The sequence below is a fragment of the Collinsella sp. LCP19S3_A7 genome, from assembly GCF_052121995.1.
In the GTDB taxonomy this organism is placed as follows: Bacteria; Actinomycetota; Coriobacteriia; order Coriobacteriales; family Coriobacteriaceae; genus Collinsella.
Genome location: NZ_JBQKDE010000003.1, coordinates 73285 through 87319 on the forward strand (window position 1 = coordinate 73285; position 14035 = coordinate 87319).

The following is a 14035-nucleotide window of genomic DNA, read 5'->3' on the forward strand; positions in this document are numbered from 1 at the left end:
GTAGCCGCGCGTGCGTGATAAAAACCTGTTGCCGTGAAGCAACCCGATGAATGATAGCAGGATTACATCTTTCTGCCAACCCGAAATCAAAACCACACACACGGACGCGCGATCGATTGGATAGAACCCCTCTCCTGCCTTACTCGCCGCGCGGAAGGGCTTGGGTAACGGCGCGTTTGAGCCGATCGGGCGTGAGATGCGTATAAATCTGCGTGGTGGACAAGCTTGCATGCCCCAGCAACTCCTGGACAGAGCGCAAGTCCGCTCCGCCCTCGAGCAAATCGGTCGCAAAAGTATGGCGCATCGCATGCGGGGCGATATCGGAAGGAATGCCCGCAAGCGTCGCCAACATATGAAACCGTCGCCTAAGCATGGCGGCGCTCATACGGTTGCCGCGTGCCGAGATAAACAGCGGATGCACACCGTTCGTACCGTCGCCACGCTTTGCCTGAGCAAGAAGCTCCGGTCTTCCTTCCTCAATATAGCGGCGGGTCGCATCGAGAGCACGCCGATACAGGGGCACGATACGCTCCTTGCTCCCCTTACCCCAAAGCCGCAGCGTTCGCTCGGACCAAGCAATGGACTCAACATTGAGTGCCGCAAGCTCGGAGATGCGAGCCCCAGATGCATAGAGCAATTCGAGCATCGCCGCATCGCGCAGTCCCGCAGGCGTTGAAACGTCTGGCGCTGCAAGCAGTGCCTTAACCTGCTGGGTGGTCAGCACCCCGGGCAAATCGCGTGGAAGCTTGGGCGAGGCAATCGCAGAGACAGCGTCTCCATCGATAAGACCCTCGGCAGCCATCCATCGATAGAACGAACGAATGGCAGACAGGTGCGCCGCAATCGTCCTGGGCGCCACCTGCTCGCGCGACAGCTCCGCCAGATACATGCGAACGGTACGTACGTCCGCCGTGCGTGCATCGATATCCCCACGCTCGCACCAAGCGGCAAAACGCTCAAGACGAGAGCCGTAAGCGATAACAGTGTTAGAAGAAAGCCCCTCGACGCGTGCAATATAGGCTATGAACGAGTCGACGGCACCGTACAGGTCAAAGGCTATGGCCGGTCGCCCCCAAACAGGTCGGAGCGCGATTCCAGATAGGAATCCAGGGCCTTAAGGGCGCGATCCGCATAGGCCTGATAGCGCTCACGTTTGCTGCGGCGTTTACCGTCCTCGAGGGGAGGCACCAGGCCAAAATTAACATGCATGGGCTGATATCCGACCGTAGCAGGATCGGTCGCATAGCCCACGAGCGCGCCGAGAGCGCCCACGCGCGGCAGCTCGACAGGAGCAACCTCGATAGCCTCGGCATAGGTATTGAGCGCAGCGAGGAGACCCGTCGCGACCGCTTCCATGTAACCCTCCGTACCGGTAATCTGTCCGGCAAGGCGCACGCCCGTGCCGGGCACGGCGAAGGTCCCATCGAGCACATGGGGAGCATCGACAAAGGTATTGCGATGCATGACGCCATAGCGGAAAAACTCGGCATTCTCCAGACCGGGAACCATATGAAAAACGCGCTTCTGCTCGCCGAAGGTCAGGTTGGTCTGAAAACCAACCAGGTTATAGGCGGTCTTCTCCTTGTTCTCGGCGCGCAGCTGAATCGCCGCCCAGGGACGGCGACCGGTGCGCGGGTCGGTGAGCCCGACGGGCTTCATAGCGCCAAAGCGGATGGCATCCTTGCCCGTGCGCGCAACCTCCTCGGCTGGCTGACAGGCCTGGAAGAGGTCCCCACCCTCAAAGTCCTTGAGCACCACGCGATCGGCCGTGGTAAGCGCCTCGATAAAGGCCTCGTACTCCTCCTTGTTGAGCGGGGCATTGAGATAGTCGCCACTCCCCTGCTCCTCGTAGCGCGACTGCGAGAACAGCACATCCATATCGAGCGTCGAGGCATCGACAATCGGGGCCGCGGCATCAAAGAACGCCAGGGAATCACCACCGACGAGCTTCATGACCTCCCCGCTCAACGCCGGTGAGCACAAGGGACCCGCGGCGATAACCACATGGCCCTCGGGAATCTGGGTGACCTCGCCGTGAACGACCTCGATATTGGGACGGGCGGCAACCTCGGCCTCGACGAGCTCGGAGAATTTAACACGGTCGACCGCCAAGGCGCCACCAGCGGGAACGGCAGCGCGATGAGCGCAGTCGAGCAGCACCGAACCCATACGCTCGAGTTCGGCCTTCAACAGGCCGGCGGCGGAATCGGGTCGGGTCGACTTAAACGAATTGGAGCAGACGAGCTCCGCCAAGTGATCGGTATGGTGGGCAGGAGAGGTCACCAGCGGCCGCATCTCGCACAGCTTTACGGCAAACCCGCGATCTGCCAGCTGAATCGCGCATTCCGATCCCGCCAGACCGCCACCGATAACCGTCACTTGATCAAACAGCATCTGCAAACACCTTTCTAATTGACACGCTTTCCATTGTGACCGAAGGGCGTCTGAGCGTGAAGCGCAAACTTTGAGGGCGCATACCTTCCATCCATCATGCGCTCGATGAGTCCCTCGAGCTCGAGTGAGCCCAGGAGTTTGAGCACGCCGACGGCATCGAGGGAGACGAGCGCGGCAATGTCATCGACCTTGAGCGGCGAGGCAATGAGCGCGTGCATCACGGCCTGCTGCGTGGGGTCCAGATCGGCGATACCGGGCGCATCGGGACGCGAATAGCGCAGGGTGCCGTAAATTCGCGAGATGGCCATCTCAATAGACTCCTCGTCAACAATGCAGCAGGCCCCGTTGGCGATGAGGTAGTTGGTCCCACGCGACTCTGGTGACAAAATGGAGCCCGGTACCGCGAGCAGTTCGCGCCCCAGGTCCATGGCGGCCTCCGCTGTCGAGAACGTGCCCGAGGGCATGCCGGCCTCCGACACGAAGAGCGCCTGCGAAAGCGCGGCAATCACCCGGTTACGCCGCGGAAAGGCAAACTTGCGTGGCCCCATACCCCAAGGCGAGATGGACACGACCGCGCCGCCCGTATCGATCGTGCGCGCGATGAGCCCTGCACTCGAGCGCGGGTAAACCACGTCGGCGCCCGTACCCAACACCACGACGTGCCTGCCACCAGCGTTGACCGCAGCCCAACCCGAGGCCTGGTCGCAGCCGACCGCACCGCCCGAGACCACCGTCACCCCCGCCTCGACCGCAACTTTCGCGGCCAGCTCTGCCACGGCAAGGCCGTACGGCGAGGCCTTACGAGCGCCGATGATTGAGAGCGCGGGCGTCGACAGTGCGGCGGGGTCGCCACGCACATAAAGCGTCTGGGGTACATCGGAGAGCTCCAAAACGGTAGCTGGATACAACGCATCACCGGGATGCAGCTCAAAAGTCTCCTTGGGCATTACTGGTCCCTCCTCCCCTGGTACATCGCCGCCTCGAGCACGTGGTCTTGGGTTACCCGCTCACTTTCGGCAACATCGGCGATCGTGCGCGCGATACGCACCAAGCGCACGATGCCGCGCCCTGTGAGATGTGTGCGCCTCGACAGGCCGAGCACGCACTTTTCCGCTGCCCCATCGAGCGCAAAGGTCGACACGACGCCGTCGATGGAACGTGACTCATCGTCCTCGGCCTCGGCATCTGCATCGTCCATACGGGACTCGCGCCAGGCACGAAATGCCCGACCCCGCACAACATAGTCACGTAGTTCAGCTGACGACATACCCTCGGCGCCCTCGATAATTACCTGCGGGTCGGGTCGGGTCACGTCAATCATAAGGTCAATACGATCGGCCAAGGGACCACGTAGCTTAGACCGATAGCGCTCAACCATCGAAGCCGAGCAGCGGCACGGCACCTCGCGATCGCCCAAAAAGCCGCAGGGACAGGGATTGCTCGCGGCAAGCAGCTGGAACCGCGAGGGAAACGTGAAAGCCCCATCGACGCGTACGATCTTGACGTAGCCGCGCTCTATGGGCTGACGGAGTGTCTGCAGCACGCTGTTGGGAAACTCGGCAAGCTCGTCTAAAAAGAGCACGCCGCCGTGCGCTAGGCTAATCTCGCCCGGGTGCACCGGCCGTCCGCCGCCAATAAGGCCCACAGTCGAAATGCTGTGGTGGGGGCTACGGAACGGCCGGTGTCCCGCCAGCAAACCATCGATGTTCTCGCCCAAGACCGAATGGATGCACAGCGCCTCTTGCTGGTCCTCGAGAGAAAGCTCGGGCAAGATACCCGTCATGCGGCGTGCGAGCATGGTCTTGCCCGAACCCGGCGAGCCAATCATAAGCAGGCCGAGCTCCCCCGCCGCCGCAAGCGCAATGCCGCGCTTGGCAACCTCCTGCCCCAGCACATCGGCATAATCAAGTTCTGGCTCAAACGACGCCTCGACACCCTCGGAATCCAGATAATGCCGAGCCGCCTCGCCCATACCGCGGGCGAGCTGAGACAGATGGTCGATAAAGCCACAGTCCACACCGGCAAGCGGTACATGTTGATCCGACCTTCCCGCAATAAAGGACAGACCCATATCACGCGCCAACAACTGAAACGCAACCTCGCCTTTTACGGGCAGCACGCTACCATCCAGCCCGAGCTCACCGGCAATAAGGCAATGGTCTAGATGGTCGCGGGGAATCTGCCCATCGGCCGCCAGTACAGCGATGGCAATCGGCAGGTCAAAACCACTGCCCGTTTTACGGATGTCGCCCGGAGCCAAGTTGACGGTAATGCCCGCTCGTGGAATCTCAAATCCCGCCGAGCGCATTGCGCAGCGTATGCGGCCACGCGACTCCATCACCTCCATACTTGGAATGCCAAGCATTTGGATACCCGGAATACCGCCGGCAAGCGAGACCTCGACCGTGACGGGAATCGCCTCGACGCCACGAATACATGCAGCGTGGACGGCAAAGGTGTCAAACGCCATCACGATACCTGCCAATCGAATGCGTTGTATTGATGCTCAATCTCCGCAATATGACCGCCGCGGATAGTAACGCCCACCGCGTCGAAGCGAATCGCCTTAAGGGGATAGTGATCCATAAGGTAACAACTCGCGATACGGCGGTAGCGACGCTGCTTCTGGGCGTCCACCGCCTCCTCGGGAAAGACCCGCGTGTTGCAATCTAGGGCGACGCGCCTTGTCTTGATCTCAGCCATCACCACGATATCATCAAGTTCATCAAGCAGTACCAGATCGGCCTCGCCCTCGGGACACCGGTAGCCCTGTTCCAAGAGGGCATATCCGCGCTCACGAAAGTAATCGATTGCAATAAGCTCGCCCAGCATGCCCAGTTCTCGAGGACTGAGGCCCTTAATGAACCCAGGCGTAATCGACGCGCAATCAATCTCCCCGTTCTCCCAAAGCTCTTTGAGCTGTTGCGTCTTGCTCTTTGCACTTGCGGCGCACATGGGGTCTCCTTTCCCGCGCACGATATTGACCCGATCATGAGGCCGCCTTTCTTGCGGGTAAGTACCAAAAGAAAACCAAAGTCCAACCAAAAACAAACAAAAAAGGGACCGCATGCAACAATTGCGTTGCATGCGGTCCCCACCAGCTGGTTTATAAAATCCCAGAAGTCCCTGTCTCCATATTTGCCTTAAAAAAGACGCTCCGTCTGCAAAAAATTTCCGCAGAAGCTCACACGATGCAACGGAGAAAGGCCATGTTTACGAATAGCCTCAATGTGCTCGGGGCTTGCGTAGCCCTTCGACTCGGCAAGATGATATTCGGGATACTCGGCGTCGTACTCGACCATCATCTCGTCACGCGTGACCTTGGCCATAATGGAAGCAGCGGCGATGCAGGCGATTTTGGCATCGCCCTTGACCACATCGCGCTCGTTAGGGACGGCGCCCAAAGGGTTGCCGTCCATAAGCACGCAATCGGGCTCGAGCCCCGTATCGGCCACGGCGCCCGCGACGGCAGCGCGGATGGCGCGGGCCATGCCCATCTCATCGATGTCCGCAGGCGCGATATGGCAAAAACCAATGGCCGTAGCCACCTCGGCAATCTGCACCGAGAGCAGCTCACGACGGGCAGGCGTGAGCTTTTTGGAATCGTTAATGCCCCAAACGCGCGGCTCCATGGGAAGGCAGACAGCGCAGACCGTCAACGGGCCGGCGACAGAGCCGCGCCCCACCTCGTCAACACCAACGACCACGCCATCGCCGCCAAGCTCATGCATAAGCTCGTACATGCCGTTGACGCGCTCGCGCTCGGAAAGTTCCTTGGCATGGCGCTTAAGTGCGCGTTCGCAAGCCTTGATCACCTGCTGGCGCGGATCCTCGCGATAGTGCTCCACGAGGGCGGGAATCTCCTCGAACGTGGCACTCGCCAGCTCGCCGGCAACCTGCGATGCCGAAATCGAGCTCGTCATATTGGCCATACCAGGCCCTCCTTGCATGGAAATCAGATAAAAAGAAGGGCCACCCGAAGGTGACCCTTGTGTCCAAACGAGTGGACAGACGCTGCGATCTTCTTAGCGCTTCTCGGGGATGCGAGCAGCCTTGCCCACCTTGTCGCGGAGGTAGTACAGCTTAGCGCGACGGACGCGACCATGACGGACGACCTCGAGCTTGGCGATCTTGGGGCTGTGAAGCGGGAAGGTACGCTCAACACCGACACCGAAGGAAATCTTGCGGACGGTGAAGGTCTCACGGGCACCGGCGCCGGCCATGCGGATGACGTCACCCTGGAAAACCTGGATGCGCTCGCGGTCGCCTTCCTTAATGCGGTAGTGAACCTTGACGTTGTCGGCAACGCGGACCTGCGGGATGTCCTCGCGGATCTGCTGACGCTCGATTGCGCGGATGTAATCCATGTGCAATTCCTTACTCTTCTAGAGGTGCCGTACCACCTTGGCCGGCACGTAGTTGAACAAACGTATTCGAGTATACACGCGCGGGTTTCTGCTGCAAGAACAATTTTTTTCGCAGACAAAAAGACAAAACCCGCACATGATAACCGCCCGCCTCACAAATGAGACGGGCGGCATGAAGGGGGCTACGCTAGGGGTCTATACACTAAACGCTAGGCGGAACGCTTGGCATCGAGCTTGGCCTGGGCGGCAGCCAGTCGTGCGAGGGGCACGCGATAGGGCGAGCAGGACACGTAGTCCACATCGGCCACGTTGAACAGGCCCTTGATGGACTTGGGGTCGCCGCCGTGCTCGCCGCACACGCCAAAGTGCATGTCGGGGTTGGCGGCGCGACCCTTCTCGACTGCCATACGCACCAGCTCGAGCACCGCCGCGTCGATGGTCTCGAAGGGATTATCCTTCAGGATCTTCTTGTGCATGTACAGCGGGATGAACTTGGCCTCGGCGTCGTCGCGCGAGAAGCCGAAGGTTGTCTGGGTGAGGTCGTTGGTGCCAAAGCAGAAGAAGTCGGCATGGTGGGCGATCTCGTCGGCGACCATGCAGGCGCGCGGCAGCTCGAGCATCGTGCCCACGGGAATATTGAGCTCGACGCCCTCCTCGGCGGATACCTCGGCGATCACGCGCTCGATGACCTCGCGGGTCTGGACGTGCTCGGCTGTGATGGAAACGAGCGGGACCATGATCTCGGGGCGCGGGTCAACGCCCTCCTTGATAAGGCGGGCAGCAGCCGTGGCGACGGCGCGAACCTGCATGAGCGGCAGATCGCCAAAGACAACGGACAGGCGCACACCGCGCAAGCCGAGCATCGGGTTGGACTCAACCATGCCGTCGATTCGACGCAGGCGGGCACGCAGGGTGGCAAGCTCTTCCTCGCTGGCGCCGGCGGCTTCCTTCTTGGTGATGGCGACCTCGAGCTCGCGAGGATTATCCAGGAACTCATGCAGCGGCGGATCGAGCAGGCGAACGACCACATCGCGACCGGACATGGTCTTAAACATCGCCAGAAAGTCCTCGGTCTGAACCTTGAGCAGGTCGGCCAGGGCCTGCTGCTTCACGGCCTCGTCGTCGGACAGGATAAAGCTCTGGATGATGTTCTTGCGGTCGCCCAGGAACATGTGCTCGGTGCGGCACAGGCCGATGGCCTCGGCGCCAAACTCGAGTGCGAGCGCGGCATCCTCGGGGTTGTCGGCGTTGACGCGCACGTGGTTGGCGTGACCGTCGGTCTCGTCCAGGCGAATCTCGTCTGCCCAGGACAGAATGGTGTCCAGGTCGCCGGTGAGCTCAGCGGAGACCAGATCGACGGCGCCATCGACGACAATGCCCTGGGTGCCGTCGATGGAGATGATGTCGCCCTCGTGAAGCACGCGGTCGCTGCCCTCGATGCGCACGACCTTCTCGGCGGCGTCAATATGGAAGCGCTCAACGCCGCAGACGCAGGGCGTACCCATACCGCGGGCGATAACGGCGGCATGGCTCGTCTTGCCGCCGTGGCTGGTAAGGATGCCCTCGGCAGCGACCATGCCCTTCAAGTCATCGGGGTTGGTCTCCCAGCGAACCAGAATGACCTTGTGGCCCTCGTTGGCGCGCGCGACGGCATCGTCGCTCGAGAACACGACCTCGCCCACGGCGGCGCCGGGGCTGGCGTTAAGGCCGCAGGCCAGGGCCTCGTACTTCTTGGAGGAATCGAACTGCGGATGCAGAAGCTGGTCGAGCTGCGCCGGATCGATGCGACTCACGGCCTCCTCGCGGGTGATGAGGCCCTCTTCGACCATCTCGATGGCGATGCGCAGCGCGGCGGTTGCGGTACGCTTGCCCACGCGGGTCTGGAGCATCCAGAGCTTACCCTGCTCGATGGTGAATTCGATATCGCACATATCGCGGTAATGATCCTCGAGCGTCAGGAAAACGCGCTCGAGCTCCTCGCCAGCGGACTCGAGGCCCGGGGTGGTCTTGAGGTCGGCGATGGGCTCAGTGTTGCGGATGCCGGCGACGACATCCTCACCCTGGGCGTTAACCAAAAAGTCACCGTAGAACTCCTTGGTGCCATCGGCCGGATTGCGCGTAAAGGCGACGCCGGTCGCAGAGGTCTCGCCTTTGTTGCCAAAAGCCATGGCCTGGACGTTGACGGCGGTACCGAGCTCGTCGGAAATGCCATGCTGTTTGCGGTAGATGCAGGCGCGCTCGTTCATCCAGCTGCCAAAGACGGCCTGGATGGCAAGGCGCAGCTGGAGCTCCGGATCGTGCGGGAAGACGGGTTTGCCGTCGACAACCTCGAGCTCGGGATACAGGGCAGCCTCGACGTTCTCGGAGAAGATGCCCTTGAAGGTCTCGACGAGCTCCTGCAGGTCCTCGGCCGAAAGCTCGGAATCGACGCGAACGCCGGCGACCAAGCGAGCCTGGGTCAGGGCGTTCTCAAACAAGTCGGCATCGACACCCATAACGACGTTGGAGAACATCTGGATAAAGCGGCGGTAGCTATCCCAGGCAAAACGCGGGTTTTGCGTCTGGGCAATGAGGCCCAGAACGGAGTCGTCGTTAAGGCCCAAGTTTAGGACCGTGTCCATCATGCCGGGCATGGAGAACGGAGCACCCGAGCGAACCGACACGAGCAGCGGGTCGGATGCGTCACCAAGCTTCTTGCCGCAGCGGGCCTCGAGATCGGCCTCGGCGGCAACGATCTCATCGAGTGCGCCTTCGGGCCACACGTTGCCGGCACCGGAGTACTCGACACAGGTTTGGCAGGTAATGGTAAAGCCACCGGGAACCGGCAGGCCGATGCGGCTCATCTCGGCAAGATTTGCACCCTTGCCGCCAAGCACGAAGTTCATGGACTTGTCGCCCTCAGTGACACAGGTGCCCTGGGCGTCGGTTCCAAAACGGTAAACCCTCTTGCAATCGCTCACGATACTCCCCTTCCATGCGCTGTCGCGCACGACCGTGGTAACGAATCGACCCGCCGGATGCGAGCCGTGAGGGTACTATACGGCGGGTATTGGAAGTGCTTGCGTAGAGGGTGCGAGGTTTGGTAAACGTGGTAAAACTGACGGTAAACGGTAGATAAAGGTGGTTACCTTATGAAGATACCAGTGTAGGAGAATTGCAGGTTAACTGAAAGAACTTTGCTAAATCGCTTTACCATAAGTAGCTAATTTGGGACGGGGCTTTTTTTGCTACCCCGTCGGCAATCGGCCAAAAAGCTCGCGGCCTCAGCCGGGGTAGCTAAAAAAGCCCCGTCCCAAATTAGCTACTTTTGTTGGGCTCGGCGAGCGGCACGACGGGCTCGAGCTTCTTGGATTTCCTCCAAATGACCGATGATCTCGGATGCACTCTCCTCAATCGCCTTACCGTCGGTACGCACCACAAAGCAGCCTAGGCGCTTCATGAGGGCACGGGCTTCCTCAAGCTCGCTGCGCACACTCTCGGGCTCGGCATAGGAGCCGGCGACGGCGCGGGCGTAGTCATCGCCCAAGCGGCTGTCGCGAATCTCAGAAATTACGTCAACGGTCGAAATCAGGCCGAACAGGCGCATCGGGTCGACCTCGTAAATCGACTTCGGCGGCTCCATGCCGTGCGCCAGCGGAACGTTTGCGACCTTGTAACCCTGATAGGCCAAATACATCGACAGCGGCGTTTTGGACGTACGCGACACGCCCAGCAGCACGATATCGGCCCCCGAAAGGTCGTCGCAACCGCGCCCGTCATCGTGCTCAACGAAATACTCCATAGCCTCAATGCGGTGGAAATAGCGGTCATCCGTTTTGTGAATAACGCCCGCAACGCCCTTGGGCGGCACACCGATGAGCGACGACAGCACGGCAAGGGTCGGACCGATCAGGTCGACAGAGCGAATATGCAGCATACCCAGGTAATCGAGCACGCGGGCGCGAAGCGCCGGATCGACGATAGTGTGGAACACGGCGATATCACGATGGTCCGCATCGACGCGCGGGCCCACAAACGACTTGACCTGCTCCACCGAGTTCACTTTGGGCAAGCGCAAGAGACGAAAAGCCCCTTCATCAAATTGCCCGGACGCCGCAAGCACCACCTCACAAGCGGTATCACCGAGCGAGTCGGAGATAACGATAACGGTGGGACGAGCGGTGACCGGGCAATCCATGCGGGGCTCCTTTTGCGCTTATGCGCAGGCTGGCTTACTTTTTGCGGGCAAGCTCACCGATGTTGGCGATGCCAGAGAAAACGGCCTCGAAGCGGTTGAGCAGCTTAAGGCGATTATCGCGGAGCTGCTCGTCCTTGTCCATGACCATAACCTCGTCGAAGAAGCGGTCGATGGGGGCACGCAGGGCGGCAAGGGCGGCAAATGCGGCCGGGTAATCCTCGGCAGCAAGGGCGCCATCGACAGCGGTCTGAGCAGCCTCGGAGGCATCGGCAAGCGCGAGCTCGGCCTCACCCATCAGGCTGCGATCGTACTCCATACCCAGCTCGGGCTTGGAGATGTGCGCGGCGCGGGCATAGGCAGTAGCCAGGTTGTCGAAGGTCTCGGCATCGTTCTTACGAGCCTCGTCGAGCGCGGCGCAGCGGGCGAAGAAGACGGACGGAGCGATGATGTGCACCGCGGAGACGGCGGCGACGGTATCCGCCGGAATCTTCTCGTCGCGGGCCATGCTCACCAGACGGCCGTGGAAGAAGTCACGGACCTGCTGGGCGACCTCGGCGGCGTCGAACTCGATGCCCTGCTCGCTATAGAGCTCAAGGGCAAAGTCGATGAGCGTCGTGGGGTCGATCGGCAGACGATCGCGCAGGATGTTGATAATGCCGATAGCGGCGCGACGCAGCGCGTACGGGTCGGAAGAGCCGGTCGGGGGCTCACCGATGGCAAAGATACCGGCAATGGTATCGAGCTTGTCGGCACAGGCCACGATGCAGCCAGCGGTGCCCTCGGGCAGCTCATCGCCGGCAAAGCGGGGACGATAGTGATCGCGAATGGCGTGGGCGACCTCGTCGTTCTCCCCCATCGCAGTCGCGTAATAGCCACCCATCACGCCCTGCTGGCTCGTAAACTCGACGACGGCGTTGGAAACCAGGTCGGCCTTGCACAGGTGCGCGGCGCGAGCGGCATCGGCAGCGAGGTGGGCGCCCAGATGGGCCTCGCGGGCAATAGCGAGCGCGAGCTGCTCAATGCGCTCGGACTTGGCGAGCACGCTGCCGAGCTTCTCCTGGAAGGCAACCTTGGCCAGACGCTCACGGAACTCGTCGAGGGAGATCTTCAGGTCCTCCTCGTAGAAGAACTTGGCATCGTCCAGACGGGCGCGCACGACGCGCTCGTTGCCGTCGATCACACGATCGGCATTCTCGGGCTTGCTGTTGGAGACGACCACGAACTCACGCGTGAGCTTGCCCTCGCCGTCATAGATCGGGAAGTAGCGCTGGTTGGTGAGCATGGACTCGCAGATGATCTCGTGCGGGACCTTGAGGAACTCCTCGTCGAAGGTACCGACGAGCACCGTCGGCCACTCGCAGAGGTTAATGACCTCCTCGAAGACCTTCTTGGGCGTATCGACATGGCAGCCAGGGCGAGCGGCCTCGACCTCGGCAATACCGGCAAGGATGGCCTCGCGACGACGCTCGGCAGAGAGCACGCCGGCGTCCTCGAGCACCTGCTCGTAGACGGCGGGGCTGGCGACAACATGGTCACCGGCGCCCAGCACGCGATGTCCGCGCGTGGTATTGCCGCTCGTCACATCGGCAAACGTCACGGGCACAACGTCCTCGCCCATAAGGCAGCAGATCCAACGGACCGGACGCACAAACGTAGCGTGCTCGTGGCCCCAGCGCTGGCTACGGTAGTTGGGCCACTGCAGGCCTGCGATCGTCTTCTCGCACAGGGCCGTCAGAATAGGGGTAGCCGGCACGGAGGGAATGTTCTTCTCGGCGAATACGTACTCGCGACCGTCGGTATCCTCACGACGGATCAGGTCCTCGGCAGCCACACCGCACTTGCGAGCGAAGCCCTGGGCGGCCTTGGTGGCGTTGCCGTCGGCATCGAAGGCAATGTTTGCCGCAGGGCCGCGCTTGACCTCGTGGACCTCATCGGTCGCGGTGGCGACGTTGGTCACGAGCGCAGCCAGACGACGCGGGCTCGAGATCACGCGGACCTCGCCATGGGCCAGGCCGGCCTCGTCGAGGCCCTTGGCGATCATATCGCCAAGCTGCTTGACGGCATTGTTCAGCGGTGCGGAGGGCATTTCCTCCGTACCGATCTCAAACAGGAAATCCTTAGCGTCTGCCATGGCTTACGCCACCTCGCCTTCCTGGTCGGCATTCTCGTTAACTCCGGCGACCTCGGCCATATAGGCCTCGCAGCACGCCTTGGCGACGGCGCGGACGCGCAGGATGTAGTTGGCGCGCTCGACTGCGGACAGGGCGCCGCGGGCATCGAGCAGGTTGAAGGCATGGCTGCACTTCATGACGCAGTCGTATGCGGGCAGCGGCAGCTTGCGCTCCAGACAGGAGTGGCACTCGGCCTCGTAGTCGTCAAACTTCTGACGCATCATCTCGACGTTAGCGACCTCAAAGTTGTAGGCGCTAAACTCGCGCTCGTTCTCCAGGAACACGTCACCATAGGTCATGGGCGTGCCGTCGGGCAAATAGCTCCACACCAGGTCATAGACGGAGTTGACACCCTGGGCGTACATGGCGATGCGCTCCAGGCCGTAGGTGATCTCGACGGGCACGGGGTCGACCTCGATGCCGCCCACCTGCTGGAAGTACGTAAACTGCGTGACCTCCATGCCGTTGAGCCAAACCTCCCAGCCAAGGCCCCAGGCGCCGAGCGTCGGGCTCTCCCAGTCGTCCTCGACAAAGCGGACGTCATGGTCGTTGGGGTCCAGGCCAATAGCGGCAAGAGACCCCAGGTAAAGCTCCTGGGCGTTGACCGGCGAGGGCTTGATGAGCACCTGGAACTGATAGTAGTGCTGCATGCGGTTGGGGTTCTCGCCGTAGCGGCCGTCGGCGGGACGGCGGCAGGGCTGCGCATAGCAGGTGCGCCACTCGGCAGGACCGAGCGAGCGCAGCGTGGTCGCGGTATGGAAGGTACCGGCACCGACCTCGGAGTCATAGGGCTGCATAATGACGCAGCCCTGCTCGCCCCAGTACTGCTGGAGGCGCAGGATGATGTCTTGGAAGGAAAGCGATGAAGCGTTCATGCCTCTAATATCCCCTCGTCGAAACGATTACACGGTTAGGTACTGTACTAT

At 61.4% G+C, this 14035-nt stretch carries 11 protein-coding genes; all 11 read right to left on the reverse strand.

The genetic code is table 11. The annotated features are described in order from the left end of the window. Nucleotides 1-139: 139 nt before the first annotated feature. Nucleotides 140-1093 carry a tyrosine recombinase gene (locus ACTQV3_RS02505; protein ID WP_427717601.1) on the reverse strand — a complete coding sequence of 318 codons (954 nt, stop codon included), beginning with the start codon at nucleotides 1091-1093 and terminating at the stop codon, nucleotides 140-142. Further along, entirely contained in the window at nucleotides 1057-2394 is a 1338-nt protein-coding gene (gene trmFO, locus ACTQV3_RS02510; RefSeq protein WP_427717560.1) for a methylenetetrahydrofolate--tRNA-(uracil(54)-C(5))-methyltransferase (FADH(2)-oxidizing) TrmFO, read from the reverse strand. Before trmFO ends, ACTQV3_RS02505 begins: the two co-directional genes overlap by 37 nt. Nucleotides 2395-2408: 14 nt before the next feature. Next, entirely contained in the window at nucleotides 2409-3341 is a 933-nt protein-coding gene (locus tag ACTQV3_RS02515; protein ID WP_427717562.1) for a DNA-processing protein DprA, read from the reverse strand. Beyond that, entirely contained in the window at nucleotides 3341-4864 is a 1524-nt protein-coding gene (locus tag ACTQV3_RS02520; RefSeq protein WP_441067772.1) for a YifB family Mg chelatase-like AAA ATPase, read from the reverse strand. Before ACTQV3_RS02520 ends, ACTQV3_RS02515 begins: the two co-directional genes overlap by 1 nt. Further along, nucleotides 4864-5349: a YraN family protein gene (locus ACTQV3_RS02525; protein WP_441067774.1), complete on the reverse strand. Its 486-nt coding sequence runs from the start codon at nucleotides 5347-5349 to the stop codon at nucleotides 4864-4866. Before ACTQV3_RS02525 ends, ACTQV3_RS02520 begins: the two co-directional genes overlap by 1 nt. Before the next feature lie 188 nt (nucleotides 5350-5537). After that, nucleotides 5538-6326, reverse strand: coding sequence for a ribonuclease HII (locus ACTQV3_RS02530; protein WP_154516244.1), 789 nt, complete (start codon nucleotides 6324-6326; stop codon nucleotides 5538-5540). Nucleotides 6327-6419: 93 nt separating this feature from the next. Then, nucleotides 6420-6761, reverse strand: a complete 342-nt coding sequence (rplS, locus tag ACTQV3_RS02535) for a 50S ribosomal protein L19 (RefSeq protein WP_117583231.1) — start codon at nucleotides 6759-6761, stop codon at nucleotides 6420-6422. Nucleotides 6762-6970: 209 nt separating this feature from the next. Then, nucleotides 6971-9721, reverse strand: a complete 2751-nt coding sequence (ppdK, locus tag ACTQV3_RS02540) for a pyruvate, phosphate dikinase (protein ID WP_441054255.1) — start codon at nucleotides 9719-9721, stop codon at nucleotides 6971-6973. Between the two features lie 341 nt (nucleotides 9722-10062). Then, nucleotides 10063-10938 (reverse strand): pyruvate, water dikinase regulatory protein, encoded by an 876-nt coding sequence (locus tag ACTQV3_RS02545; protein ID WP_154516238.1) that lies wholly within the window; start codon nucleotides 10936-10938, stop codon nucleotides 10063-10065. A 34-nt stretch (nucleotides 10939-10972) separates the two neighbouring features. Further along, nucleotides 10973-13069, reverse strand: coding sequence for a glycine--tRNA ligase subunit beta (glyS, locus tag ACTQV3_RS02550; protein WP_441067776.1), 2097 nt, complete (start codon nucleotides 13067-13069; stop codon nucleotides 10973-10975). Between the two features lie 3 nt (nucleotides 13070-13072). After that, the gene (locus ACTQV3_RS02555) at nucleotides 13073-13984 is read right to left on the reverse strand and encodes a glycine--tRNA ligase subunit alpha (protein WP_006236091.1); all 912 of its coding nucleotides are present in this window, start codon (nucleotides 13982-13984) and stop codon (nucleotides 13073-13075) included. Between the last annotated feature and the right edge of the window lie 51 nt (nucleotides 13985-14035).

Coding starts and splice junctions, on each gene's coding strand:
- trmFO (WP_427717560.1), bottom strand. CDS start 2,394: ATGCTGTTTGATCAAGTGACGGTTATCGGTGGCGGTCTGGCGGGATCG.
- ACTQV3_RS02515 (WP_427717562.1), bottom strand. CDS start 3,341: ATGCCCAAGGAGACTTTTGAGCTGCATCCCGGTGATGCGTTGTATCCA.
- ACTQV3_RS02520 (WP_441067772.1), bottom strand. CDS start 4,864: ATGGCGTTTGACACCTTTGCCGTCCACGCTGCATGTATTCGTGGCGTC.
- ACTQV3_RS02525 (WP_441067774.1), bottom strand. CDS start 5,349: ATGTGCGCCGCAAGTGCAAAGAGCAAGACGCAACAGCTCAAAGAGCTT.
- ACTQV3_RS02530 (WP_154516244.1), bottom strand. CDS start 6,326: ATGGCCAATATGACGAGCTCGATTTCGGCATCGCAGGTTGCCGGCGAG.
- rplS (WP_117583231.1), bottom strand. CDS start 6,761: ATGGATTACATCCGCGCAATCGAGCGTCAGCAGATCCGCGAGGACATC.
- ACTQV3_RS02545 (WP_154516238.1), bottom strand. CDS start 10,938: ATGGATTGCCCGGTCACCGCTCGTCCCACCGTTATCGTTATCTCCGAC.
- glyS (WP_441067776.1), bottom strand. CDS start 13,069: ATGGCAGACGCTAAGGATTTCCTGTTTGAGATCGGTACGGAGGAAATG.
- ACTQV3_RS02555 (WP_006236091.1), bottom strand. CDS start 13,984: ATGAACGCTTCATCGCTTTCCTTCCAAGACATCATCCTGCGCCTCCAG.